At 60.8% G+C, this 25,216-nt stretch carries 25 protein-coding genes and 1 tRNA gene; 17 read left to right on the plus strand and 9 right to left on the minus strand.

Going from position 1 to position 25,216, the window contains the following annotated elements; genetic code table 11:
• The first annotated feature begins 15 nt into the window (after nt 1-15).
• From ACGYK4_RS08120 to ACGYK4_RS08135, 4 genes are all read left to right on the plus strand, one after another.
• Nucleotides 16-1,176 (plus strand): AAA family ATPase, encoded by a 1,161-nt coding sequence (locus ACGYK4_RS08120; protein WP_394456138.1) that lies wholly within the window; start codon nt 16-18, stop codon nt 1,174-1,176.
• Between the two features lie 187 nt (nt 1,177-1,363).
• Nucleotides 1,364-1,810 (plus strand): DUF5681 domain-containing protein, encoded by a 447-nt coding sequence (locus ACGYK4_RS08125; protein ID WP_394455944.1) that lies wholly within the window; start codon nt 1,364-1,366, stop codon nt 1,808-1,810.
• The gene (locus ACGYK4_RS08130; RefSeq protein ID WP_394455946.1) at nt 1,807-2,145 is read left to right on the plus strand and encodes a hypothetical protein; all 339 of its coding nucleotides are present in this window, start codon (nt 1,807-1,809) and stop codon (nt 2,143-2,145) included. Before ACGYK4_RS08125 ends, ACGYK4_RS08130 begins: the two co-directional genes overlap by 4 nt.
• On the plus strand, nt 2,138-3,907 hold the full coding sequence (locus ACGYK4_RS08135) for a hypothetical protein (protein WP_394455948.1): 1,770 nt from the start codon (nt 2,138-2,140) through the stop codon (nt 3,905-3,907). Before ACGYK4_RS08130 ends, ACGYK4_RS08135 begins: the two co-directional genes overlap by 8 nt.
• 455 nt (nt 3,908-4,362) lie before the next feature.
• Here the strand turns inward: ACGYK4_RS08135 and ACGYK4_RS08140 are convergent, their stop codons facing one another.
• Both ACGYK4_RS08140 and ACGYK4_RS08145 read right to left on the minus strand, forming a co-directional pair.
• A complete protein-coding gene (locus tag ACGYK4_RS08140; RefSeq protein ID WP_276153801.1) occupies nt 4,363-4,767 on the minus strand; it encodes a hypothetical protein in 405 nt (134 codons plus the stop codon).
• Between the two features lie 410 nt (nt 4,768-5,177).
• A complete protein-coding gene (locus ACGYK4_RS08145; RefSeq protein WP_276153802.1) occupies nt 5,178-5,408 on the minus strand; it encodes a helix-turn-helix domain-containing protein in 231 nt (76 codons plus the stop codon).
• Between the two features lie 96 nt (nt 5,409-5,504).
• On the opposite strand from ACGYK4_RS08145, the gene ACGYK4_RS08150 reads away from it, so the two are divergent.
• From ACGYK4_RS08150 to ACGYK4_RS08165, 4 genes are all read left to right on the plus strand, one after another.
• On the plus strand, nt 5,505-6,122 hold the full coding sequence (locus ACGYK4_RS08150) for a hypothetical protein (RefSeq protein WP_276153803.1): 618 nt from the start codon (nt 5,505-5,507) through the stop codon (nt 6,120-6,122).
• Between the two features lie 55 nt (nt 6,123-6,177).
• Nucleotides 6,178-6,789, plus strand: a complete 612-nt coding sequence (locus ACGYK4_RS08155; RefSeq protein ID WP_276153804.1) for a hypothetical protein — start codon at nt 6,178-6,180, stop codon at nt 6,787-6,789.
• Nucleotides 6,786-7,298, plus strand: a complete 513-nt coding sequence (locus tag ACGYK4_RS08160) for a hypothetical protein (protein ID WP_276153805.1) — start codon at nt 6,786-6,788, stop codon at nt 7,296-7,298. The genes ACGYK4_RS08155 and ACGYK4_RS08160 overlap by 4 nt, the downstream gene beginning before the upstream one ends.
• Before the next feature lie 69 nt (nt 7,299-7,367).
• On the plus strand, nt 7,368-7,868 hold the full coding sequence (locus ACGYK4_RS08165) for a hypothetical protein (protein ID WP_394455950.1): 501 nt from the start codon (nt 7,368-7,370) through the stop codon (nt 7,866-7,868).
• A gap of 25 nt (nt 7,869-7,893) precedes the next feature.
• On the opposite strand, the gene ACGYK4_RS08170 is transcribed toward ACGYK4_RS08165, so the two are convergent.
• The 3 genes from ACGYK4_RS08170 to ACGYK4_RS08180 form a co-directional block, all read right to left on the minus strand.
• Nucleotides 7,894-8,508 (minus strand): Fic family protein, encoded by a 615-nt coding sequence (locus tag ACGYK4_RS08170; protein ID WP_394455952.1) that lies wholly within the window; start codon nt 8,506-8,508, stop codon nt 7,894-7,896.
• Nucleotides 8,509-8,522: 14 nt separating this feature from the next.
• A complete protein-coding gene (locus ACGYK4_RS08175; RefSeq protein WP_394455954.1) occupies nt 8,523-8,714 on the minus strand; it encodes a hypothetical protein in 192 nt (63 codons plus the stop codon).
• A gap of 300 nt (nt 8,715-9,014) precedes the next feature.
• Nucleotides 9,015-9,100, minus strand: a tRNA-Leu gene (locus ACGYK4_RS08180).
• Between the two features lie 168 nt (nt 9,101-9,268).
• Between ACGYK4_RS08180 and ACGYK4_RS08185 the strand changes: the two genes are divergently transcribed.
• From ACGYK4_RS08185 to ACGYK4_RS08225, 9 genes are all read left to right on the plus strand, one after another.
• Nucleotides 9,269-10,255, plus strand: a complete 987-nt coding sequence (locus ACGYK4_RS08185; RefSeq protein ID WP_394455955.1) for a complex I NDUFA9 subunit family protein — start codon at nt 9,269-9,271, stop codon at nt 10,253-10,255.
• Nucleotides 10,255-11,061: an undecaprenyl-diphosphate phosphatase gene (locus tag ACGYK4_RS08190; RefSeq protein ID WP_394455957.1), complete on the plus strand. Its 807-nt coding sequence runs from the start codon at nt 10,255-10,257 to the stop codon at nt 11,059-11,061. The genes ACGYK4_RS08185 and ACGYK4_RS08190 overlap by 1 nt, the downstream gene beginning before the upstream one ends.
• A 159-nt stretch (nt 11,062-11,220) precedes the next feature.
• Nucleotides 11,221-12,654 (plus strand): NAD(P)-dependent oxidoreductase, encoded by a 1,434-nt coding sequence (locus ACGYK4_RS08195; RefSeq protein WP_394455959.1) that lies wholly within the window; start codon nt 11,221-11,223, stop codon nt 12,652-12,654.
• A gap of 164 nt (nt 12,655-12,818) precedes the next feature.
• On the plus strand, nt 12,819-17,351 hold the full coding sequence (gene gltB / locus ACGYK4_RS08200; protein ID WP_394455961.1) for a glutamate synthase large subunit: 4,533 nt from the start codon (nt 12,819-12,821) through the stop codon (nt 17,349-17,351).
• Nucleotides 17,352-17,472: 121 nt separating this feature from the next.
• Complete coding sequence (locus ACGYK4_RS08205) at nt 17,473-18,177, plus strand: SGNH/GDSL hydrolase family protein (protein ID WP_394455963.1); 705 nt, start codon at nt 17,473-17,475, stop codon at nt 18,175-18,177.
• Nucleotides 18,178-18,184: 7 nt separating this feature from the next.
• Entirely contained in the window at nt 18,185-18,913 is a 729-nt protein-coding gene (gene mtgA / locus ACGYK4_RS08210; RefSeq protein WP_168612441.1) for a monofunctional biosynthetic peptidoglycan transglycosylase, read from the plus strand.
• A 58-nt stretch (nt 18,914-18,971) separates the two neighbouring features.
• Nucleotides 18,972-19,640, plus strand: a complete 669-nt coding sequence (locus ACGYK4_RS08215; RefSeq protein WP_067263858.1) for a glutathione S-transferase family protein — start codon at nt 18,972-18,974, stop codon at nt 19,638-19,640.
• Complete coding sequence (queG, locus tag ACGYK4_RS08220) at nt 19,640-20,704, plus strand: tRNA epoxyqueuosine(34) reductase QueG (protein ID WP_394455964.1); 1,065 nt, start codon at nt 19,640-19,642, stop codon at nt 20,702-20,704. Before ACGYK4_RS08215 ends, queG begins: the two co-directional genes overlap by 1 nt.
• A gap of 11 nt (nt 20,705-20,715) precedes the next feature.
• Nucleotides 20,716-22,722, plus strand: a complete 2,007-nt coding sequence (locus ACGYK4_RS08225; RefSeq protein ID WP_394455966.1) for a hydantoinase/oxoprolinase N-terminal domain-containing protein — start codon at nt 20,716-20,718, stop codon at nt 22,720-22,722.
• Nucleotides 22,723-22,750: 28 nt separating this feature from the next.
• On the opposite strand, the gene msrA is transcribed toward ACGYK4_RS08225, so the two are convergent.
• From msrA to ACGYK4_RS08245, 4 genes are all read right to left on the minus strand, one after another.
• Nucleotides 22,751-23,260 carry a peptide-methionine (S)-S-oxide reductase MsrA gene (msrA, locus tag ACGYK4_RS08230; protein WP_394430541.1) on the minus strand — a complete coding sequence of 170 codons (510 nt, stop codon included), beginning with the start codon at nt 23,258-23,260 and terminating at the stop codon, nt 22,751-22,753.
• On the minus strand, nt 23,257-23,706 hold the full coding sequence (gene msrB / locus ACGYK4_RS08235) for a peptide-methionine (R)-S-oxide reductase MsrB (protein WP_067263849.1): 450 nt from the start codon (nt 23,704-23,706) through the stop codon (nt 23,257-23,259). Before msrB ends, msrA begins: the two co-directional genes overlap by 4 nt.
• A 79-nt stretch (nt 23,707-23,785) precedes the next feature.
• Entirely contained in the window at nt 23,786-24,655 is an 870-nt protein-coding gene (locus tag ACGYK4_RS08240) for a DMT family transporter (protein ID WP_168612445.1), read from the minus strand.
• Nucleotides 24,656-24,835: 180 nt separating this feature from the next.
• Complete coding sequence (locus tag ACGYK4_RS08245) at nt 24,836-25,123, minus strand: HU family DNA-binding protein (protein ID WP_007118569.1); 288 nt, start codon at nt 25,121-25,123, stop codon at nt 24,836-24,838.
• Between the last annotated feature and the right edge of the window lie 93 nt (nt 25,124-25,216).

A 25,216-nucleotide genomic window follows, 5' to 3' on the forward strand; every position in this document is an offset into this window, starting at 1 on the left:
CGCGATTTCACAGCTATGGCAGTGCAACTGGATCATCACCGGGCAGAGCATCCGACCGACACTCATCGCTTGCCCACGCCTTTTATCTGGCAGGACCCCAACAGCTTGCCCCGCCGCCCGTGGGTCTATGGGAGGCACCTTCTGCGCAAGCAGGTTGCCGTGACCGTTGCCCCCGGTGGCGTAGGCAAGTCCTCTCTGACCATCGTGGAAGGGCTTGCGATGGTTTCTGAGCGGGAACTGCTGGGGGAGTGGACGGCCAAAGGCTTGAACGTCTGGCTCTACAACCTTGAAGACCCGCGCGACGAGATGAACCTGCGCATCACAGCGGCCATGCAGCACCATGATGTGCAGCCCGATGAGGTCGAAGGACGGTTGTTCGTAGACACCGGGCGCGAACGCGAGCTTTGCACTGCGGTACAGACCCGCGAGGGCGTCGTGATCGTTAGGCCTGAGATTGAGGAACTGGCGCGGGAAATCGCTGAGCGGCAGATTGACGTAATGATTGTTGACCCGTTCGTGTCGTCGCATCAGGCGGGTGAGAACGACAACGTCGCCATTGACCTCATCGCCAAGGAATGGGCGCGTCTGGCGGATCGGTGCAACTGCGCGATTGAGTTGGTTCACCATACCCGCAAGACCAACGGCGTAGAGGCCACAACAGAGGACAGCAGAGGCGGTTCAGCCCTTCTGGCGGCTGCACGGTCTGGCCGGGTCCTCAACCGCATGACAGCGGACGAGAGAGAGCAGGCGGGCATTCAGCCCGATGACCTGACCACCTATTTCACTGTGACCCGCGATAAGTCCAATCTTGCGCCCGTAGGAAAGCGCACATGGCGGCGTATGGCTTCCGTCGAGTTGGCGAACGGTGAAAGCGTCGGAGTGGCTGAAGCTTGGGAATGGCCGGATACCTTCGACGGCTTCACCAGCAAGGACCTCTTGGCTGTACAGCATGCCATTGAGGGCAAGCAACCGCGATACTCGGATCAGTCGGGGAAAGATTGGGCCGGGGTGGTCGTTGCAGAGGTTCTGGGGTTGGATGCTGCGAAGGACAAGCGCCGGATCAAGAAAATGATCGAGGCTTGGCTCCATTCCGGCGCGCTTGTGAAAGGCACCAAGACCGGCCCCATCAGAAAGCCAGTGCCGACGATTGAGGTTGGCGAATGGGCAAACGAATGATGTGCGTCACCACCCCCGAAAAGCAGGTGACGCAAGGTGACGCAAACACCCCCCAAAACCACTGCGTCACCACCCCTCCCCCTAAAGGGGGGGAGGGGGTGGTCACGCGCTCAGTTGGTTCTCACGAGGTGGTGACGCAAACCGACCTGTCTCAGCAGCAAAAACATTCTCACGAAAGGCATTCGGCATGAGCAAAAAGAACGACCGAAACAGCGGCGCGAAAACGGAAGGCCGGAACGCTGACGGCACCTTCGCCCCCGGCAACCCCGGAAAGCCCAAAGGATCACGACACAGGGCCACACAGGCCATCGAAGCAATGCTGGAAGGTCAGCAGGAAGCATTGACGCAGAGAGCCATCGATAAGGCGCTGGAAGGCGATGTCACGGCTCTCCGTCTGTGTCTCGACCGTATCGCGCCTGCCCGCAAGGATTCACCGGTTTCCTTTGCCCTGCCAGAGATTGAAACGGCAGAGGACGCAGCCAAGGCCGCAAGGGCCATTCTCAAAGCAATCGCAGAGGGCGACGTGACGCCATTGGAGGCAGCGACTGTCATGGCAGTGGTCGAGCAGTTCCGCCGCACCTTGGAAACCACAGAGATTGAGCGCCGGATCACGGCATTGGAGGCAGAAAAATGAATATCAAACGACGCCTAGAAGCGATGGAGCGGAAGTCGGGAGGCTTAGACTACCTCATCGTGTATTTTCGAACGGTCTTTGAGGCCAAAGGCGGTGGTATCGAGGGAGAAATTTGGAAAGCCTCGATTGTTACAGGCCCTCATGCAGGCGCTTTCGTTGAACGCGATAGCGCAGAAGCGTTGGAGGATTTTCAGGCACGTTGCCAAGCAATTTCTCGGGGAGAGATTGATCCAAATGAGAAGCCGCTTACGACCCAAGAAAAGGACGTTATGGCTTTGGAAAACAATGAAAATAGGGTAGAATATGCCATGGAAAAGGGGCGAGAAAATGAGTGACCAAGATTACGAAAAGCTGGCACGACAAGCGGCGGAAGCCCGTAGGCAAAAGGCGTTGAAAGAAGGCGCACAGGGTCAGGCGCAGACAGAGATTTCACCGGAAAAGCAGGCTGCGATTAAAGCCGCGCAACGCCGGATGGCAATCGCGAAGGCTGAGCAACGACGCCGTGCCGCTGAAATGTCAGGGATGAGCAATGCGGCTTTGACTGCTTTGCTTGAGGCCGAGGCCATGGCTGCGATTGAAGGCAGGTCGCTATCTCCTGTCCCTGATGGTCCTTGGACGCGATACGCGGATGATAGCGGACAGCAGACCGGTATGGTTGGGCAAACCATGAGCGGCGTTAATGAAGGCATTGCTGGCATTCTTGGCGCACCAGTGGACCTGATGACCGGCGCGATCAACATGGGCAAGCAGGGTGTGAATGCCTTGGCGGGCACGGACTTCAAACCCATCGAAAGCCCGGTCGGCGGTAGCGGTACATTCCGAGACCTGCTCGCCCCCACAATTTCAGAGGTTGAACCACAAAACGCAGCAGAACGGTTCGGGAGGAGGGTCGGCATGGAAGTCGGCGCGATGGCGGTGCCGGGTGGTATCATGCTTCGCGGTGCCAAAGCCCCTCTGGCCGTAGCGGGTGGGGAGGCAGCGAGTGCGGTGGGATCGGGCATTGCTGGCCAGACGTCACGTGAGATTGCGCCTGAGAACGATACTGCCGATTTCATCGCCTCCCTTGCTGGCGGGTTGTCTCCGGTGGCCGCAAGTCGGGCAATGCGTCCAAGCCCCAAGGCTCCAACGCTTGAAGAACTACAGGCACAGAGTAGTGCTGGCTATGACGCTGTGCGAGAATCCGGTGCAACGCTCAGCCCACAATCTGCCGATGCTTTGGCCGGAAGCATTGAAGGCACGTTCGGCACCCGACCGGCAACTCGACGCATGAACCCCAAGGCGGCGATTGCGGCAGAGGAATTGGCCGGAGATATGCGCCAGCGTCCGCCAACAATTGCTGAGGTGGATGAGGCGCGCCAGTGGATCGGCGATAACGTGGCAGGATCGAACGAGGCAGGCGAACGTCGCCTTGGCGTGATGATGAAAGATGCGATTGATAGCCACCTAGATCAGTTGCAGCCCGGTGATGTTACCGGGACCAACAGAGCGAGCGAAGTGGTGGAGGCGCTGACTGGTGCCCGCGAGAAGGCGCGGCGGGTATACAAGTCGCAACTGTTCGAAGCCGAGGATACCGGCTTGGTAGCAAAAGGACTGCGCCGTGCTGCGACTACAGGGACCGGAGGGAACGAGATAAACGCAATCCGTCAGAACGTGCGCAGGGTGCTGGAGAACCCAAAGCTGCGTAGGGGGTTCAGCGAAACTGAATTGCAAGCCATGCGTGACATTGCAGACGGGACGCCCACGCAGAATGCCTTGCGCCTCATTGGTCGCCTAGCGCCAACTTCCGGTGCTCTATCGCTTGGGGGTTTCACTGGTGCAGCAGGTGCAGCAGGAGCAACCGGAAACCCGCTGTTCATCGCACCCGGTATAGCGGGTCAGACCGCGAAATATCTGGGCGAACGTAACACCCGCAAGAAAATCGCGGCGCTGGGTGAGTTAATCCGCAATGGCAAGCCTCTACCCAAGAAAACCGCCAGCGCCCTTGAGAGCCGCGTTATAGCCGCTCTGTTGGCACAGAAAGCCCTCATGCCTAGCGTTGGCGCGGAAGGTGACCAAAGCGCAGTGGTTCGCGCCCTGTCTGGTGCGGTGGCGCAGTGAAGCACTCAGGGAGAGAACCGTTTGAGCGACCAATGCGGCCTGATCGGGTGGATGCCATTCGACAGGCCGCAGAGGCACTTGCTGCTGATCCTGTGGGGCGAGCAATTGCGAAGGAATGCAGAACGTTCGAGGAGTATTTCATATGCCTCACCTGGAACATCTACGATGCGCTGGGCGAACTTGGGCCAGATACAATGGTGGCAGAAGTGCAGTTTGGCATGGCTGAGGCGGGAGACGTGTGCAGGGCAGAGTTTAATGCCTCTACGCCCAGCGCGTAGCTTACCAGAGGGTTACGCCCCAGTCGAAGTACCAAACCGCCCCGATCCAAACGACGTAGAATGCCCCTATCCAGTAGGAATTCGTAGCAACGTCTAGGGCGGCCTTACTTTGCAACCATTGGGCTATCTTGCTTCGCATTGCGCAATTCCTCCGCTTCATGAGCTAAAGATAGGCGCTCATTCATTAACCCGCAAACTATACCCACTTCCAACTACGGCTGCTTCATACGTGGCTTGAGGAGTTATGCAGAGAATTTGGAACTTCTTATCTAAATCCTGCATGCGCTTATTGTGTGCGTCGAGGTCGCCTGCGATGAAACCGTTGTGGCCGAACATGCGAGCGAAGCTGCTAAATTCCTCTAGTGATTTTCCGTCAACAACGCCTGCGGCTTGTCTGGTATCTGCAATTGCCTTTACGCAGGCTACTTTGGACTTTGTTTTGGGTTCCAGAGACCTGAAGAGGACAATTTTAATCTCATCGTTGTCCCAATCGTACGCAGCATATCCATTGCCATTGACTGCCTGAATTCGCAGCGAGAGTTTGTACAATCCGAAATCCAACAATGTGGCAGGGGTGTTCATAAGATAGTTTGTCGTGGCATCTGGCCCAGCGAAAGCCGTTGGTGCTGCCAAGACAATGCTAGCTGATACAAAGGCTCTCACGTTTCTCGAAAAGCGTCGCGCATTCCTATGCAGCTTCCTAGTTGCCATTGTCCCACCTCAATCCATCCAAACCAATTTCTCCAGAGGACCAAACTTTACCCAATCTAGCAACCTACAGAGATGCAATCGCGGCCAACTGCGGCGGCCTTCTGTGCTCCTTCACGCGGTTGTTGTAACGCTTTTCCGCAATCTAGTTAGAAGAAGACCGGAGATAAGTATCGCAACATCTGAGAAATCCCGCTTCCAATGTTGTGTTACATTCCTCCGGTCTTGTCGTACTCAACCTTGGGAGTAACGGGGGGAGGCGGCTCAATATGGCTAGCGGCTATCTACTCGTCTCTGCTAATTGCGACACCGGGACCTGTGGCGACTTCTCCGCTATCCAAGAACTGAACGCCTTGAGCTTCTAAGGCGAGACGCAGGTGCTGTACCGTCGAGGCCTTACCTTCCCCTTTATCGACCTTGTTTAAGGTGTTCCGGTGCAAACCCGCGATTTCAGCGAGGTCAGGATTGCTTAAGCCCAATGCGGACTTGGCCATTTTGAACTGTTCCGGGGTCATGAGAATCCTAATATGTGCTACCAGCATATTTAATGTGTTGACAGCATGTGCTGTCAGTATTAATTGTATGCTATCAGCACATGAGAGGCAATCGCCATGACGAACTCCGCTACTTACAACCGCAAAGCCATTATGACCGCAGCTTGGGAAATCGTCCGCAACGCCAACGTGGCCCTGTACGGGTTTCGGGTGATTATGCGCCGCGCCCTCAAAGCCGCATGGGCGAACGCGAAGCACGAACGTGCGATGAAAGCGCGGGATGACCAGCAGGCTAAGGCATCGCCCGAGGTGGCCCGCATCCAGAGCGAAATTGCTGTCCTTGAAAGCAAAACCCATTGGGAGCAGCCCGACTATGCCCGCATCGGTGTCCTGCGAGCCGCACTGAGAGCAGCACAGGAGCACGACGGCGCAGCCCAGGACTATGCCGCCAAGCGCGACCTGATCGCTTCTGCTGGTGGCCGTTTCTGCGCTGTCACCTTCACGAAGGCTGATGGCACTGAGCGCACCATGCAGGTGCAGCCCGCGACCTTGCAGCGCCATGTGAAAGGCGATGCTGCCACAGGGGCCGGAAAGCGGGCCGTAGAGACGCGCAAAGCTCGCCACCCTCATCTGCTGCCTGTCTGGGACGCAAAGGCCCGAGCGCCCCGCTCTGTGAATCTGGCGACCATCTCACGCATCGCCGTTGATGGGGTTGTCCACGAATACCGCGCCTGAACTGCCTGCCATCTAACAACCGTGACCGAACACCATACGAACGGAGGAAATCTACATGTCAAATTTCACGAACGCCCTACAGGCTGTTTACGATGCCCGCCAAGCCCATGAGGTTGCTATCGCAGCCAGTGACGCTCATCAGGCCGCGAACGGGGGCAAGATGTCACCTGTGAAAGAAGATGCAGTCGGGGACGCCGCAGAGGCTGTAGGCAAGGCCGAACGCGCCCTTATGGCCATTGAGCCGCAAACCCCGATGGATGCCTTGCGGAAGGTGAAGGCCCTCATCTGCGATGGCATGCTCGATGAAGCCATTGACGCCCTTCGCGCCGATGCTGAACGCCTGACCGAAGATGAACCCGATCCGCTGGTTGATCTGGACGCCCGGTGCCGTCCACTGCGGAAGCTCATCAACAGCGTGGACAGCCGCGATCCGTTGCTTGATGACATGATGGAAGAGCTGCACCGCGTCGAAGATGAAATGCTGAAGCATGTGCCGACCACCGCCGATGGGCTTGCCGCATTGGCTAACCTTCTTTGGGAGACCGAAGGTCCAGTCTCTCATATCGGGTCGCCCGAATGGCAGGCTTCAATGAAGAATCCTACCTACCTCGCAATGCTAAATCTGCGCACCGGCGCGCGGCGTCTGGCAGGGGAGGAAGCACAATGAACACGAACCTCGCAACCGCAATTTCCAATGCATACGACCTGAGCAGCATTCTCCGCGTCTGTGTCCGCTCCCTTGAAGGGGACGCGCCCGAGCAACCGGGAGACGGGGAGGCTACAGCGCACACTGTCAAGCTGGCGGGGAATATGGTGGGCGACCTGATCAGCACCCTTGAACTGGTTGAACTAAGAGGCGAACGCCCAGACGAGGATGCCAGCCAAAGGACAGGTGCTGTTCAACTGCTGGATAAATGGAATGCAGCCAGACGCAGTAGAAGTGCATTATTGCAGGAACTGCCTGATGAGCATGGGGCTGAACCGGCTGAGTTGAGCGAGCTTGATGAGAACATCGAGTGGCTTGCAGAGCGCATTTCCTGCTTTGAGCCGAAAACGGATGCGGATGCTGCCGCCATGCTCGAATGGTGCGTAGAAGATTGCGCTGGCCAGTTGCTCTGTGAGCAGTACCCGCGCGCCCAGAAGGCCGTGATCGAATACCTGCGGGCCAAGGCCTAGCAAACCCGCCTGCGCCTCTCTACCGGGGCGTGGGCAACGCGGTGGGGGCCGCATTGGAGGCTGTCAGAAATGAACTGCTACACCAACAACCGGAACTGGTCCGACAGGTTCTTGCCTGAGATAAAGCAACTGATCGGTGGCTACCTGTTGGAAACCGCTGCCGATCCTTTCGACCATATCCAAGCCACCGACCTGATGATGCTTGATGCCCGCGACATGCGGGTTGCAGCACGGGTCAGGCGTCCTGGCTACGCTCAGCGCTACCCTTACCAGTTCACCATACGCTCAGCAGTGGCATCTGGCGCTCAGACAGAGCTTTCCAAGATTGTGAACGGCAATGGCGACTGGATGTTCTACGGACATTCCAACGCCGACCAGACGGGCTTAGAGGCGTGGTGGCTCATCGACCTACGGGCGTTCCGTGCTGCACTCATCCGCAACCGGGTGAACGCCCCGCAGATTATCATGGGTGATCAACGCAATGCAGACGGGACGCGGTTTAAGTGGTTTGATCTTCGGTCGTTTCCGGCTGATCCACCGTTGGTGGTGGCATGCTCTGCAAGGAATTAGCGCGTTATTATAGCTCCAATAGCCGTTAAGAGTTGTCCTCCGCGCTCTTCACTTGCTCTTGGGTAAGTTCGCCGATCATCTCGGACAGTGGACTCAGGTCCAACTGCCCACCAAGCAAGGACTTGTCAACTTTCATTAACGCCTCAACATAGGCTCCTCGCACCGCCGTGAGGCGGGCTGGCAGAATGGGGGTTCCCGGCAGCCATCCGCCCAATTTGACGCACAGGACGAAGTAGCATGCGGCTCTCGCTGTTCGGCCGTTCCCGTTGATGAATGGGTGTATATAATTCAGTCGCCATAGCACGAATGACGCGAGCGCTACTGCATCGACGTCCGCCCAGTTGCGGTTAACGTCGTTCACAAAGTCATCCATCAGAGCGTTCACGCGGAACATCTGAGGTGGTTGGTGCTCACCTACAACAACTTCGCAAGGGCGGTACTCACCTGCATTCACGTGAAGGCAGGCAATCGCATGAAAATTCAAAGCCTTGATAACATTCTGTGAAAGATAGGGCTTTCCGCTTTCCAGTGCGGCTCCGACTATTGATTTTAAGAAGCTAAACTGGCGATCCCCGTTGGAAATCGCCATTGATTGATAGATGGAATTCGATTCCGACTCCGCAATGTCAAATAAGATCAAAAAAAACCCCCAAGTTAGGCAGCCGCACCTTCAAGTTTGGAGAGTTCTTTCTCGACTTTCTCCTGAGTAATGGAAGTCTTCCCATCGTCGAGTGTAGCCAAGATGAACGACACTCTCTGGTTATGGACCTCTTTAGCTGTCATTTTCTTACGAGTAGCTTCAGTGAGAGTTTGAATCAGGGTTTTGTCTGTTTGTGGAAAGTTCATGTCTGTCTCCCTTCGATGCGGAAGCGTGCATTTTCTGCTAGTTTTCGCTTTACGCAAAATGAGTGAACACTGAAAATCTGTCATATCCAAGAAAAAACGACTTAGATAGTCCCGATTCTCCGCGCTCGGTTAGTCAACTAACGCATTTGAGTCAATGTTTGTTCCGGGTGTTCCAGTAGCGAAGAGCCGCCTTTCTGCATCCTTCAGCCCTTTCCGGGTGAAGCGGGTGGACACAGGGGTGGATTGAAAAGCCGCTGTTCAGTAAAAGCGCATACTTATCAACTATTTATCGCGGAATTATGGTGCCCAGGAGAGGACTCGAACCTCCACACCGTTGCCAGTACTAGCACCTGAAGCTAGCGCGTCTACCATTCCGCCACCTGGGCACGTATCGTGTGGGGTGCTCTAAGGCTCAGCCGGGTGACTGTCAATCGCAATTTGTGCGAAAATCGGAAAATCCTGCGCGCGAGGTGCTGCAACCGGGGGTTTGGCCTTGTGACAGGGGCAGTGCGCAGGTACATCCTGTCAGAGAATTTATCTACAGGAGCGGCAGAATGTCTAAGCTGGTCACGATTTATGGCGGTTCGGGGTTTGTCGGACGCTATATCGCGTATCGCATGGCCAGAGCTGGTTGGCGGGTGCGGGTGGCGGTGCGCCATCCCAACGAGGCGCTCTTTGTGCGGACCTATGGTGTGGTCGGCCAGGTCGAACCTGTTTTGTGCAACATCCGCAACGATGGCTCCGTGGCCGACGCGCTGCGCGGCGCGGATGCGGTGGTGAACTGCGTGGGCATTCTGGTCGAGACCGGCAAGAACAGCTTTGACGCCGTGCAATCCGAAGGGGCCGAGCGTATCGCGCGCATGGCCGCCGCCGAAGGGATCGGTCATTTCGTCCATGTCTCTGCTATCGGCGCGGATATGGAGGCCGAGAGCGACTATGCCCGCACCAAAGGCGAGGGCGAGGCGGCCATTCTCAAGCATATGCCCCATGCCGTGATCCTGCGCCCCTCGATCATGTTCGGGCCAGAGGACGAATTCTTTAACCGTTTTGCAGGCATGACCCGCACCGGCCCGATCCTGCCGGTCGCCGGTGCCTCGACCCGGTTCCAGCCGGTGTTCGTCGATGACGTGGCCAAGGCGGCGGAAAAAGCACTGGAGGGGCAGGTCGCTTCGGGCGTCTATGAACTCGGCGGTCCCGATGTGGATACCTTCCGCGGGTTGATGCAGCGCATGCTTAAGGTGATTCGCCGCCGTCGGTTGGTGCTCAACATGCCGTGGTTCCTCGCCAAAATCGTCGCCTTCGGGTTCGATATGGTGCAGACGGCTACCTTTGGGCTGTTCACCAACAAGATGCTGACCCGCGATCAGGTCAAGAACCTGCGCAAGGACAATGTCGTGGCGGAAGACGCGCGCGGCTTTGCCGAGCTTGACATCACCCCAACCGCGATGGATGCGGTGCTCCCCGACTATCTCTGGCGGTTCCGGCCCTCGGGGCAATATGACGCCATCAAAGCATCGGCACGTAATCTGCGGCAGGGATAATGGAACAATCGACCACTCTGATCGCCGCCTTTCTGGGTTTGCTGGAGGGGCTGACAGAGTTCATCCCCGTATCTTCGACCGGGCATCTTTTGATGGCCGGTCATTTCTTGGGTTTCGAAAGCGCCGGACGGACCTTTGAGGTCGTGATCCAATTGGGCGCTGTGCTTGCCATCCTGACGGTCTATTCCGCGCGGCTTTGGGCGGTCTTCTCGGCAGCACCCCATGATCCACAGGCGCGGCGGTTCATCTGGTCGGTGCTTCTGGCCTTTCTGCCAGCGGTCGTGATCGGCGTTTTGGCGCATGACTTCATCAAAACGGTCCTTTTCGAAACGCCCTTGCTGATTGCTGTCATGTTGGTACTGGGCGGGGTGGTCCTGCTGGTCGTGGACCGCATTGCCCCTGCGCCGACCCATTCCGATGCGACCAAATTCCCGCTCTTCATGGCGTTTAAGATTGGGGTGATCCAATGTCTCGCCATGGTGCCGGGCACTTCGCGGTCGGGCGCGACGATCGTCGGGGCTTTGTTGTTGGGGGCCAGTAAGCGGGCGGCGGCAGAATTCTCCTTCTTTCTGTCGATGCCGACGATGGCGGGCGCTTTCGCCTATGACATCTATAAGAACCGCGATGTGCTGGATGCCTCGGCCATGGGCGAGATTGCCGTGGGCTTCGCCATGGCCTTTATCTCTGCCGTTTTCGTGGTGCGTTGGGTGCTCGATTACATCAGCCGCTATGGCTATGCGCTTTTCGGGTGGTGGCGAATCCTTGTGGGCGGGGTGGTTATCCTCGCGCTTTGGGCTGGGTTTTAGTGGGTAGGTCCGCATCGGACCTTAAATGATGCATAAAAATGATGGCCGAGCCGCTCATTTGCTCGGAAAGAAGTAAATAGGTCAGCATTGCTGTCTTTTATTTACTTTGGCGCTCTCGTATACGAGCCTTCTGACGGAATTTGTCGAAGGAACGGGTATATGGCGAAGCAGGTCATGCTAAAATTTACAGACGTTGCGCGGGATATGCCCGAAAAACGCCCGCCCGATTTGCGCCGGACGGATTTCGATGAAATTTACGCCGAATATGCGGATGCAAAAGCGGCCGAGCAATCGAGCCGGTGCAGCCAATGCGGCGTGCCCTACTGCCAAACCCATTGCCCCCTGCACAACAACATCCCCGACTGGCTGCGCCTGACCGCCGAGGGGCGTCTGCAAGAAGCCTATGAGATCAGCCAAGCCACCAACACCTTCCCCGAGATCTGTGGCCGCATCTGTCCGCAAGACCGGCTTTGCGAAGGCAACTGCGTGATCGAACAGTCGGGTCATGGCACCGTCACCATCGGCTCGATCGAGAAATACATCACCGACACCGCTTGGGAGCAGGGCTGGGTCAAACCCGCCGCCCCGCGCGAAGAACGGCCCGAAAGTGTCGGCATCATCGGCGCAGGCCCGGGCGGTCTGGCGGCGGCGGATATGCTGCGCCGCGCGGGCGTGCAGGTCACCATCTATGACCGCTACGACCGGGCCGGCGGCTTGCTGACCTATGGCATTCCCGGCTTCAAGCTTGAGAAAGACGTGGTTGAGCGCCGCAATGCGCAGTTGGCCGAAGGCGGCGTGACCTTTGAGTTGAACTGCGATGTCGGTGTCGACATCAGCTTTGGCGCGATCCGGGGCAAGCATGACGCCGTGATCATCGCGACTGGCGTCTACAAAACCCGTGAGATCGAAGCCCCCGGTGTTGGCGGTTTCGGCGTGGAGCGCGCGATCGACTTCCTCACCGCCTCCAACCGCAAGAGCTTTGGCGACACGGTCGAAGAATTCGAAAGCGGCCGTCTGAACGCCGCGGGCAAGAAGGTTGTCGTGATCGGCGGCGGCGACACGGCGATGGACTGCGTGCGCACCTCGATCCGTCAGGGTGCGGAAAGCGTCAAATGCCTCTACCGCCGCGACCGGGCCAATATGCCGGGCAGCCAGCGCGAGGTGCAAAACGCCGAAGAAGAAGGCGTGATCTTTGAATGGCTGAGCGCGCCCAAGGGCTTCGTCGGCGATCCGGTGACCGGTGTGATGGTGCAAAAGATGCGCCTCGGCGCGCCTGACGTCACGGGCCGCCAGTCGCCCGAGGTGATCGAAGGCGCCGACTATGTCGAAGAAGCCGACATGGTGATTATGGCCCTCGGCTTTGAGCCCGAAGACCTGCCGACGCTTTGGAACGAGCCGGAGCTGCCGGTCAACCGCTGGGGCACGATCAAGGCCGATTACGTCACCGGGGCGACCGCGCTCGACGGGGTCTATGCCGTGGGCGACATCGTGCGCGGGGCGAGCCTTGTGGTTTGGGCGATCAAAGACGGGCGCGACTGCGCGCAGGCGATCCTTGACGATTTCAACGGCGCGCAGCGCATCGCGGCGGAGTGATGGTATCGGGGCGGCCCTGCCGCCTCGCCCCCTGCGGCGCTGCCCGAGACCAAGAGTAAAATAGACGTGACGCCCGATGGCCCTGCCATTGCCAGCGCGCACGAGAACAAAACCAAGGCCCAAGTCAAAGCAGGATTTGCGGCGTTTGTGGAAGGAACCAAGCCATGACCAAATATGATGACGCCTGGGTGGCCCGCGAAGAAGCCAAACGCGCGATGATGGCCGAAAAGGGAATGTATAGTTTCGAGGAAGAGCATTCCTCCTGCGGCGTGGGCCTCGTGGTCAACATCAACGGCGAGAAGACCCGCGAGGTCGTGGTCAACGGGATCAACGCGCTCAAGGCGATCTGGCACCGCGGCGCGGTCGACGCCGACGGCATGACCGGCGATGGCGCGGGCATCCATGTGCAGATCCCCGTGCCCTTCTTCTATGAGCAAGTCCGCCGCACCGGCCACACCCCGCGCGAAGACGAGTTGATCGCCGTGGGTCAGGTTTTCCTGCCGCGCACCAATTTCGCCGCGCAAGAGACATGCCGGACCATCGTGGAGACCGAAGTGCTCCGCATGGGCTACTACATCTATGGCTGGCGCCATGTGCCGGTCGACATTTCGGTGCTGGGTGAAAAGGCCAATGCGACCCGGCCCGAGATTGAGCAGATCCTGATCTCCAACGCCAAGGGCGTGGATGAAGAGACATTTGAGCGTGAGCTCTACGTGATCCGCCGCCGCATCGAGAAAGCCGCCATCGCGGCGCAGGTGCCGCAGATGTATATCGCTTCGATGTCCTGCCGCTCGATCATCTACAAGGGCATGATGCTGGCCGAACAGGTGGCGGAGTTCTATCCCGACCTGAAAGACGACAAATTCATCAGCGCCTTCGCGATCTATCACCAGCGCTATTCCACTAACACTTTCCCGCAGTGGTGGCTGGCGCAGCCCTTCCGCATGTTGGCCCATAACGGTGAGATCAACACCCTCAAGGGCAATATGAACTGGATGAAGAGCCATGAGATCCGCATGGCGAGCGCGACCTTTGGCGAGATGGCCGAGGACATCAAGCCGATCGTGGCCTCCGGCTCCAGCGACTCCGCGGCGCTTGATTCCGTGTTCGAAGTGCTGGTGCGCGCGGGCCGCTCCGCGCCGATGGCCAAGACGATGTTGGTGCCGGAATCCTGGTCTAAACAGGCCGTGGAACTGCCGCAGGCGTGGCGCGACATGTACTCCTATTGCAACTCTGTCATGGAGCCTTGGGACGGCCCCGCCGCCCTAGCGATGACCGATGGCCGCTGGGTCTGCGCCGGGCTTGACCGCAACGGGCTGCGCCCGATGCGCTATGTCGAAACCTCGGACGGCATGTTGATCGCCGGTTCCGAAGCCGGGATGGTGCCGCTGGACGAGGCGCGCGTCGTGGCCAAGGGCGCGCTTGGCCCCGGCCAGATCATCGCGGTGGATATGGCAGAGGGAAAACTCTTCCATGATACTGAAATTAAAGACAAACTGGCCGCCAATCAGCCCTTCGGCGAATGGGTCGGCAAGATCACCGAGATGGATGGTGTCCTTGCCGGTGTCACCGAAAAACCGCTGTTCGAAGGCGCCGAGTTGCGCCGCCGTCAGGTGGCCGCGGGCTATACCATCGAAGAGCTGGAGCAGATCCTTGCGCCGATGGCCGAGGACGGCAAGGAAACGCTGGCCTCGATGGGCGACGACACGCCTTCGGCGGTGCTTAGCGGCCAGTACCGCCCCCTGAGCCACTTCTTCCGCCAGAACTTCAGCCAAGTTACCAACCCGCCAATCGACTCCTTGCGCGAATTCCGGGTGATGAGCCTCAAGACACGGTTCGGCAACCTCAAGAACGTGCTCGACGAAGACAGCTCCCAGACCGAGATCATCGTGCTCGACAGCCCCTTTGTGGGCAACGCGCAGTTCGATGAGCTGATGGCCCAGTTCAAAGTGCATACAGTCACCATCGACTGCACCTTCGAGCCCGGCAACGGCAACCTGAGCGCCGGTCTGGCGCGCATCCGGGCCGAGGCGGAAGACGCCGTGCGCTCGGGCGCGGGGCATCTGGTGCTGACCGATCAGCACAGCGGTGCTGACCACGTGGCGATGCCGATGATCCTTGCCACCAGCGCGGTGCATAGCCATCTGGTGCGTAAGGGGCTGCGGACCTTTACCTCGCTTAACGTGCGCTCGGCAGAATGCGTCGATCCGCATTACTTCGCCGTGCTGGTCGGCTGCGGTGCGACCGTGGTGAACGCCTATCTGGCCGAGGATTCCCTCGCCGACCGGATTGAGCGCGGGCTGCTGGACATGACCCTGACGCAGGCGGTGCAGAAATACCGTGAGGCGATTGACCAAGGTCTGCTCAAGATCATGGCGAAGATGGGGATTTCCGTGATCTCGTCCTATCGCGGCGGTCTGAACTTCGAAGCGGTGGGCCTGTCCCGCGCCATGTGTGCCGAGTATTTCCCCGGCATGACCAGCCGCATCTCGGGCATCGGTGTCGTCGGCATCCAGCGCAAGGCCGAAGAGGTTCACGCCAAGGGCTGGCAGGGCGATGGGGTCGTGATGCCCATCGGTGGCTTCTACAAGCTGCGCCGCTCGGGCGAAAAACACGCTTGGGAGGCGAGCAGCATGCACATGCTGCAAATGGCCTGCAACAAAGCGTCCTACCAGATGTGGCAGCAGTATTCGAAAAAGATGCAGAGCAATCCGCCGATTCATCTGCGCGACCTTTTGGACATCAAGCCGCGCGGCAACCCGGTGCCGTTGGAGGAGGTGGAAAGCATCACCTCAATCCGCAAGCGTTTCGTAACGCCGGGGATGTCGCTGGGGGCGCTGTCGCCCGAGGCGCACAAGACCCTGAACGTGGCGATGAACCGTATCGGTGCCAAATCCGACAGCGGTGAGGGCGGCGAAGATCCGGCGCATTTCGTGCCAGAGGCCAACGGCGACAACCCCTCGGCCAAGATCAAACAGGTCGCCTCGGGCCGTTTCGGTGTGACGGCGGAGTATCTTAACCAGTGCGAAGAGTTGGAGATCAAGGTCGCGCAGGGCGCCAAGCCCGGTGAGGGCGGCCAGCTTCCGGGCATGAAGGTCACCGACCTGATCGCGCGGCTGCGGCATTCGACGAAGGGGGTGACCCTGATTTCGCCCCCGCCGCACCATGATATCTACTCGATCGAAGACCTCGCGCAGTTGATCTACGACCTCAAGCAGATCAACCCGCGCTGCAAGGTGACGGTGAAGCTGGTGGCCTCCTCCGGCGTCGGCACGATTGCTGCGGGCGTGGCCAAGGCCAAGGCCGACATCATCCTGATCTCGGGCCACAACGGCGGCACCGGGGCATCGCCTGCGACCTCGATCAAATATGCGGGTCTGCCGTGGGAGATGGGCCTCACCGAAGCGCATCAGGTTCTGTCGATGAACAACCTGCGCGACCGGGTGACCCTGCGCACCGACGGCGGGCTGCGCACCGGGCGCGACATCGTCATGGCGGCGATGATGGGGGCCGAAGAATATGGCATCGGCACCGCCGCACTCATCGCCATGGGCTGCATCATGGTGCGCCAGTGCCAGTCCAACACCTGCCCCGTCGGCGTTTGCACGCAGGACGAAGCGCTGCGCGGCAAGTTCACCGGCAATGCGGATAAGGTCGTGAACCTCATCACCTTCTACGCGCAGGAGGTACGGGAGATCCTCGCCTCCATCGGGGCGCGCAGCCTTGATGAGGTCATCGGCCGTGCGGACCTGCTGACGCAGGTCAGCCGAGGCTCGGCGCACCTTGATGATCTCGACCTGAACCCGCTGTTGATCACCGTCGATGGCGCGAATGAGAACGTCTATGACCGCGACAAGCCGCGTCAGGTTGTGCTCGACACGCTGGACGCGCAGATCGTCCGCGATGCCGCGCGCTTCCTTGAGGACGGTGAGAAGATGCAACTGTCCTATGCCGTCCAAAACACGCACCGGACCGTCGGCACGCGGGTGTCGAGCCATATCGTCAAGCGCTTCGGGATGCGCAATTCGCTGCAACCGGACCACTTGACGGTGAAGCTGACCGGCTCGGCTGGGCAGTCGCTGGGGGCCTTCGCGGCGCCGGGGCTAAAGCTCGAAGTCTCGGGCGATGCCAATGACTATGTCGGCAAGGGTCTGTCGGGCGGCACGATCGTGGTGCGGCCTTCGATGGCGAGCCCGGTGGTGGCGTCGGAAAACACGATCATCGGCAACACGGTGCTCTATGGCGCGACGGCGGGATACCTCTTTGCCGCGGGCCGGGCCGGCGAGCGTTTCGCCGTCCGCAACTCGGGCGCGCATGTGGTGATCGAAGGCTGCGGCAGCAACGGGTGCGAATATATGACCGGCGGTGTGGCGGTGATCCTTGGTGAGATCGGCGCGAACTTCGCTGCCGGGATGACCGGGGGGATGGCCTATCTCTATGATCCCGAAGGCTCGGCCCATAAGTTGATGAACGCCGAAACCATCGTGACATGCCCGGTCAGCGTCGATCATTGGCTCGATCAGTTGCACGGTCTGCTGGAGCGCCATGTCGCCGAGACCAAGAGCCGCAAGGCCGCTGATATCCTTCAGCATTGGGAGACCGAGAAGCACAACTTCTTGCAGGTTTGCCCGAAGGAGATGTTGGTGCATCTGCCCGCGCCGCTCAGCGTGGAAGAGGCGGCGGTTCCGGCGGAGTAACCTTTGCCCCGCGCGGCTCCGGTCGCGCGGGCAAGCAATGGCCCGGCGCATGCGGCTTGCTTCCGGGCCGGGGGTGGTAGACGGAACGGGATGCGCTACCTCCTCCGCATCGGAGGACTCCATGCATAAAATCCTAGTCGCCCTCGCCCTAGTCACCGGCCTTGCCGCCTGCACCGACACTGCCCCGCGCGGCGGGGGTGACATCCTCGTCTTGGGCGATTCCATCATGGCGTGGAACGGGGGCCGCGCCATCCCCGATGTCATTGCAAACCAAACCGGCCGAAGCGTCACCAGCCGCGCTGTGCCGGGCGCTCAGTTCGACAATGCCTCGACCGTGGCCTCTGCCGTCGGCTTTGACATCCAGCAACAGTTCCCCGGCGGGCGCTGGAACTGGGTGGTGGTCAATGGCAGCGCGAATGACCTGAACGCCGATTGCGGCTGTGGCGCCTGCGGAGCCGCTGTCGATGCGCTGATTGCGCCGGATGGTCAAAGCGGTAGCATCCCTGCCTTTCTGCAACGCCTGCGCGCCCAGACCGGCGCGCAGGTCATGTGGATGGGCTATTACGCGGGCTCCGGTTCGGGCGCCTTCGCGGGCTGCCGTGATGATCTGGTCGAAATCGAATCCCGCATCGCCCGCTTCGCCGCGCGCCGCCCCGGGATCCATTTCGTCGATTCCGAAGATGTGATCGACCGGGGGGATCGCGACCTCTTCGTTCGCGACAATGTGCACCCCTCGGCCCGTGGCTCGGCCCGGATCGGGGCCTTCCTCGCGCAAGAGATCACCGCGCGTGAGAGCCGTTCACAAAATCCCGCAGACGGCCTATAGCTGATCCATGGCGACACGGAAAAAGACCGCCCCCAAGGGTAAGAAATCGAGCAAGAGCAGCCCCTCGCTCAAGAAACGCGCGCGCCGTTGGGCCTTGCGCGCCCTGGCGCTGGCCTTTCTCTTGGCGGTGCTGTTGGTGCTGCTGTTCCGCTTCGTCAATCCACCCACGGGTTTCTACATGTTCTCGGAATCGCGCCGTTTGGGCGGGGTGCAGCGGGACTGGGTGCCGCTGGAACAGATCGCCCCCGTGATGGCCCGCGCCGCCGTGGCGGCGGAGGATGCGAATTTTTGCAACCACTGGGGTTTTGACATGCAGGCGATTCGTACCGCGATCGAGAACGGTTCGGCCCGCGGGGCGTCGACGATCAGCCAGCAGACGGTCAAGAACGTCTACCTCTGGCATGGCCGGTCGTGGCTGCGCAAAGCGCTTGAAGCCGGGATGACCCCGCTGGTCGAAACCCTCTGGCCCAAGCGGCGGATCATCGAGGTCTATCTGAATGTGGCCGAGTTCGACGAAGGTGTCTTTGGCGTCGGGGCGGCGGCGCCGCATTACTTTGGCGTCGCGGCGGCAGACCTGAGCGCCACGCAGGCCGCCCGCCTTGCCGCGATCCTGCCCGACCCGAAAGAGCGTTCCGCCTCGCGCCCCGGTGACTTTACCCGCAAGCGCACGGCGCAGATCATGGACGGGGCGGCGACCATCCGCGCGGACGGTCGCGCCGCCTGTTTCGAGAGTTGAAAATCCCCGCGCCAGCAGGCATGGAAGAGTGCAATCCCTTTAACCACACGGACTTTATATGACGGCTCGCTTGTTTCACGTTCCCTTGTCCCCCTTCTGTCGCAAGGTGCGGCTTAGCCTTGGGGAGAAGAAGATCGAGGTGGAACTGGTCGAAGAGCGCTATTGGGAGCAAGACCCCGATTTCCTGCGCCGCAACCCTGCGGGCAAGGTGCCTGTGCTGCGGCTTGACGGGATCATGATGGCGGAAAGCGCCGCGATCTGTGAGTATATCGAAGAGACCCGCCCCGAGGCGTCTTTGCTGCCCAGTGACCCGGTGCAGCGCTTGGAAGTGCGACGTTTGGTCAGTTGGTTCGACGACAAGTTCCACGACGAGGTGACCTCGAAACTGCTGTATGAGCGGGTCAACAAGAAGGTCACCAAACAGGGCTACCCGGACAGCAAGAACGTCAAGGCCGGGGCCAAGGCGATCAAATATCACCTCGATTACATGGCGTGGCTGCTGGATCACCGCCGCTGGCTGGCGGGCGACGTGATGACGCTGGCCGATTTCGCCGCCGCCGCGCATCTGTCGTCGCTCGACTATATCTCAGACGTGGATTGGAACCGCTCTGACGTGGTCAAGGATTGGTACGCCAAGATCAAGTCGCGCCCGGCTTTCCGCTCGATCCTCGCCGATCAACTGCCGGGCTTCCCGCCTCCGCTGCATTACAACAACCTCGACTTCTGATGCCTGCCGCCCCCCGCGCCGAGATCGGGCCGGAGGCTCTGAAGGCGCGGGTGGTGGCCCGGGCGCTTGAGGAAGGCTTTGTCGCCTGCCGCATTTGCCGCCCCCAAGACGTGCCCGAGGTGCCCGAACGGCTCGCCCGCTTTGTCGAGGCCGGGTTTCACGGGCAGATGGGCTGGATGGAAGAGCGGATGCATTGGCGCGGCAATCCCGCCGCCCTCTGGCCCGAGGCGCGGTCGGTCATCATGCTGGCCGAAAGCTACACCCCCGAACATGACCCCCGCGCGGTGTTGGAGCATCCCGACAAGGGCGGGATTTCGGTTTATGCGCAGGGGCGCGATTACCACGATATCGTCAAGAAACGGCTGAAGCGGCTGGCGCGTTGGCTGATGGAAGAGGCGCGCGTGCTCGATCCGGAGGTGAAGGTTTTCGTCGATACCGCCCCGGTGCCGGAAAAGGCGCTCGCGCAGGCCGCGGGGCTCGGCTGGCAGGGCAAACACACCAACCTACTTAGCCGGAAGTTCGGCAATTGGGCTTTTTTAGGCTCTGTTTTCACCACCCTCGATCTGCCGCCCGACGACCGGGAGGTGGACCACTGCGGCTCTTGCCGGGCCTGTCTTGACGCTTGCCCAACGGATGCCTTCCCCGCGCCCTATCAACTCGACGCACGGCGCTGCATTTCCTATCTGACGATCGAACATAAAGGGCCGGTCGATCTGGACCTGCGCGAGAAGATGGGCAACCGGATCTATGGCTGCGACGATTGCCTTGCCGCTTGCCCGTGGAACAAGTTCGCCGTGGCGGCCAGCGATATGCGCTATCACGGTCCGGCGGTGCAACCCGCCGATCTGGCCGAGCTCGCGGGCCTTGACGATACCGCTTTCCGCGCGCGCTATTCCGGCTCTCCGATCAAACGGATCGGGCGGGATCGTTTCGTGCGCAACGTGCTCTATGCCATCGGCAATTCCGGGCTGGCGGGGCTGCGCCCTGTGGCGCAATCACTGACCGAAGACGCTGACCCCACCGTGGCCGAGGCCGCGCGTTGGGCGGCGGCGCGTTTGGCATAGGAGGCACGCCCATGGCGGTGTTATTGGGCGTGGACACGGGCGGCACCTATACGGATGCGGTGCTGATCCGCGATGAGACCGAGGTGATCGCCACCGCCAAGGCGCTGACAACCCGTGCCGATCTGGCCGTGGGCGTGGGCAAGGCGGTCAGCGCGGTTTTGGCCCAATCCGGCGTGGCGGCGGAAGAGATCGCCATGGCCTCCCTCTCGACCACGCTGGCGACCAATGCTCTGGTCGAGGGGCAGGGCGGGCGCGTCGCCTTGATCTATGTCGGGTTTCGGGCGGCGGATCTTGAAGCGCATGGGCTGTCGGAGGCGTTGCGGGGCGACCCATTTCTGCTGCTCTCCGGCGGGCATGATCACGCGGGGGCAGAGGCGGCGCCGCTGGACGAACCGGCTTTGATCGCTTTTTTAGAGACGCATAAGGCTGAGGTCAGCGGCTTTGCCGTGGCCAGCCAATTCGCCACGCGCAACCCCGCGCATGAGCAGCGGGTCGCAGAACTGGTGGCAGAGGTCACGGGGCGCCCCGTCTCGGCCTCTCACAGTCTCTCGGCCAAGCTGAACGGGCCGAAACGGGCGCTTACGGCGTTGTTAAATGCGCGTCTGATCGGCATGATCGACCGGCTGATTGGCCGCGCAGAGGATCAATTGCGCCATCTGGGCATCCACGCGCCGTTGATGGTGGTGCGCGGCGATGGCGCCCTGATGTCGAGCGGGCAGGCCCGCGAACGGCCCATCGAGACCATCCTCAGCGGCCCTGCGGCATCGCTGGTGGGCGCGCGCTGGTTGACCGGGGCAGAGACGGCGCTGGTGTCTGATATCGGCGGCACGACGACCGATGTGGCCCTATTGCGCGACGGTCGCCCGGCGATTGACCCGGCAGGCGCGCAGGTCGGTCCCTATCGAACCATGGTCGAGGCGGTCGCGATGCGCACCCACGGGCTGGGCGGTGACAGCGAGGTGCATTTCACGTCTCAGGGTCTAACCGCAGGCGTGACCCTTGGACCGAAGCGGCTGTTGCCGATCTCTCTCATCGCGGTCAACGCGCCGGAGGTGGTGCATAACGCCTTGGACGCGCAGCTGCGCCGCAGCGTGGTGGCAGAGCACGATGGCCGCTTTGTCCGTGCCGTAGAGGGGCAGGGGGCCGAAGGTCTGGCCCCGCGCGACATGGCACTGTTGGAGCGGATCGGCGGCGATGTCTGGCCCTTGGGGGATGTGCTGCGCAATCGGGTCGATCAAAGCGCTTTGGCGCGGTTGGTCGCACGCGGGCTGGTGCAACTGGCGGGGGTGACGCCCACGGATGCGAGCCATGTGGCGGGGCATCTTTGTGCATGGGATGCCGATGCCGCGCGCAAGGCGCTGACCCTGTTCGGGCGCAAGCGCGGTGGTTCGGGGCTGCGGTTCTGCCCCGATCCTGATGACCTCGCCCAGATCATCCTCGACCGTCTGACCGAGCAGACGACTTTGGCCCTGTTAGAGACTGCATTCGCCGAAGAAACCCCCGGTTTCGACCTGCCGCCAGAGGTTCTGGCCCGCCATGTGTTGATGCAGCGCGGCCTGTCGGGACATCGCGGCGTGCTGCGGATTGATGCGGGGCTGAACCTGCCTGTCGTGGGATTGGGCGCCTCGGCGGCGACCTACTACCCGGCGGTGGGCAAAAGGCTGGGCAATGAGATGATCTTGCCCAAATACGCCCATGTCGCCAATGCTATCGGCGCGGTGGTGGGCCGGGTCATCATGCGCGAAAGCGCGACCATCACCGTACCGCAAGAGGGGGTGTTTCGCCTCCACCTCGCTAATGGCCCGCAGGATTTCCCGACCGCTGAATGCGCTTTGTCCCAAGCGGAGCGCGCTTTGACCGAAGCCGCCCGTGCCCGCGCGGGGGCAGCCGGGGCGGCGGAGATTGAATGCGATGTGACGCGGGATATTCGTCTGGCGGATGTCGAAGGGCGGGAAGTCTTCGTCGAGGCCGCGCTTACGGTCGAGGCTTCGGGCCGCCCACGGGTGGCGGTGGGCTAACCCCCGGCGCGGGGCCGGGGGCAGCGGTTCATTTAGCGGCGTCGCGTTTAGGTAGGACCCAATCGGCGCGGGGGAAGTGGCAGGTGTAGCCGTTGGGCAGACGCTCAAGGTAGTCCTGATGCTCGGGCTCGGCCTCCCAGAAGTCGCCCACCGGCTCAACCTCGGTCACCACTTTGCCGGGCCAGAGGCCGGAGGCTTCGACATCGGCGATGGTGTCTTCGGCGACGGCTTTCTGTTCGTCGTTCACATAGTAGATCGCCGAACGGTAGCTCATCCCGATGTCGTTACCCTGACGGTTCACCGTGGTCGGGTCGTGGATCTGAAAGAAGAATTCCAGCAACTCGCGGTAAGAGGTCTTCGCGGGGTCGAAGATGATCTCGATCCCTTCGGCATGGGTGCCGTGGTTGCGGTAGGTCGCGTTGGGCACGTCGCCGCCGGTATAGCCGACGCGGGTCGAGACCACGCCGGGGCGGCGGCGGATCAGATCCTGCATGCCCCAGAAACAGCCCCCGGCCAATACTGCGCGTTCGGTTGTCATGTCACATTCTCCACTTGGTTGAGATATTCGCCATAGCCTTCGGCTTCCATGTCGTCACGGTGGATGAAGCGCAGGGAGGCGGAATTGATGCAATAGCGCAGCCCGCCCCGGTCGGGCGGGCCATCGGGGAAGACGTGGCCAAGGTGGCTGTCGCCGTGTTTGCTGCGCACTTCCGTGCGGACCATGCCGAGCGAGGCGTCTTCCAGTTCTTCCACATAGGCAGGCTCGATCGGCTTGGTGAAACTGGGCCAGCCGCAGCCGCTTTCGTATTTGTCGGACGACGCAAACAGCGGCTCGCCCGAAACGATGTCGACGTAGATGCCCGGTTCCTTGTTGTCGAGGTACTTGCCGGTGCCGGGGCGTTCGGTGCCGCTGCGTTGGGTAACGTGGAATTCTTCGGGGCTCAGCGCGTCAATCGCGGCGTTGGTTTTCTCGTATTGGGGCATGGCGTCCTCCGTTCATGAGCTTGGCCTATTAGATGGGGTGTGGCGGTGAAATTCAAAGGGGGTGCGCCTCACACTGGCGTTATGCCCTGCGCTGGCGCGAGACTTGGACGGCGAGGATGCCGCCCGCGATGATCGCGACCCCAAGGATGTCGCGCGGCCCCAGCGTTTCGCCCAGCAGCAGCGCTGCGATGGCCACGCCGAAGAAGGGGTTGAGGAAGTGAAAGGTCGCCGCCCTTGTGGCACCGATGCGGTTGACCAGCCAGAACCAGACCACAGTGGCGGCCAAGCCGGGCACGAGGCAGGTATAGGCGAAGGCAAGCGTCAGGCGCAGGCTGGGGTCGATCCGGGGCGTTTCGAACAGCGCGGTGGCGATGGAGAGAGCGACGCAACCGACGAGCATTTGCAGGCCCACGACCATCAGGAAGTTGCCGCCCGAGGTCGCGCCGCGCACCAGCAGGGTGGCGGCGGTGAGAGCCACAACGCCGATGGCGCAGAGGATGAGGCCATAGAGGTCCACTTGCCCGCCAAGGCGCGCGCCCATGATGATGGCGACGCCGATGACACCGGCAAACAGTCCTGCGATGCCCAGAGGGCGCAGTTTTTCACCCAAGAAGGCCCAAGCGGCGAAACCGACCAGCAGCGGCATGGTGGAGGCGATGATCGCGGCGAGGGAAGCCTCAATGGTCTGCATGGCGATGAAGTTTAGGCCGAGGTAGACCGCGTTTTGCAGCACGCCGAAGATGATCGTCGCCCGCCATTGCGCAGGGGTGAGCCGCCAGCTTTGCCCCAAGGCCAGCGCAATGCCGACGCCGATCAGGCCCGAGATCAGGTAGCGCAGGGAGAGGGCCAGCAGGGGAGAGGCGTCCATCACGATGATGCGGGCTGAGGTGAAGGCCGAGGACCACATCACGGCAAAGGCCAGCCCCATGAGAATTGCGCGGATGTCCATGAAATGCCCCCTGTGCTGAACTTGCTAAGGAATGGCGGGTTTGCAGGGGGAGGGCAAGGTGGGTTTGGTAAGATGTGCCACCCGGCCCGGAAACAAGCCGGAGGCGATGGCCCTCCATCAATCCCACAACAAAAAAGGGCCGCCCGAAGACGACCCTTTCGTAAACGCTCAGCCCAAGGCTTACTCGTTCACGCTGTCCTTCAGCGCTTTCGCGATGGTCATCTTGACCACTTTGTCGGCGTCTTTCTTGAACTGTTCGCCAGTGGCGGGGTTGCGGACCATCCGCTCGGGGCGCTCACGGCAATAGATTTTGCCAACGCCCGGCAGGGTCACGGCACCGCCGGCGGACACTTCACGGGTGATCAGGTTGCAAACGGCGTCGAGCGCTGCGCCTGCGGATTTCTTGTCGGTGTCCATCTCTTCTGCCAGAGCAGCAACGAGCTGGGTCTTGGTCATCGGTTTTGCCATTTTATTCTCCTTAGACTGCCCGCTTTTTAGGGCCTCATGGCCGGAATGTAACGGTATGTTGTGGGATAACACAACGAATTGTGGCGCCATAAA

It is taken from the genome of Sulfitobacter sp. 1A13368 (assembly GCF_043557275.1).
GTDB lineage: Bacteria > Pseudomonadota > Alphaproteobacteria > Rhodobacterales > Rhodobacteraceae > Sulfitobacter > Sulfitobacter faviae.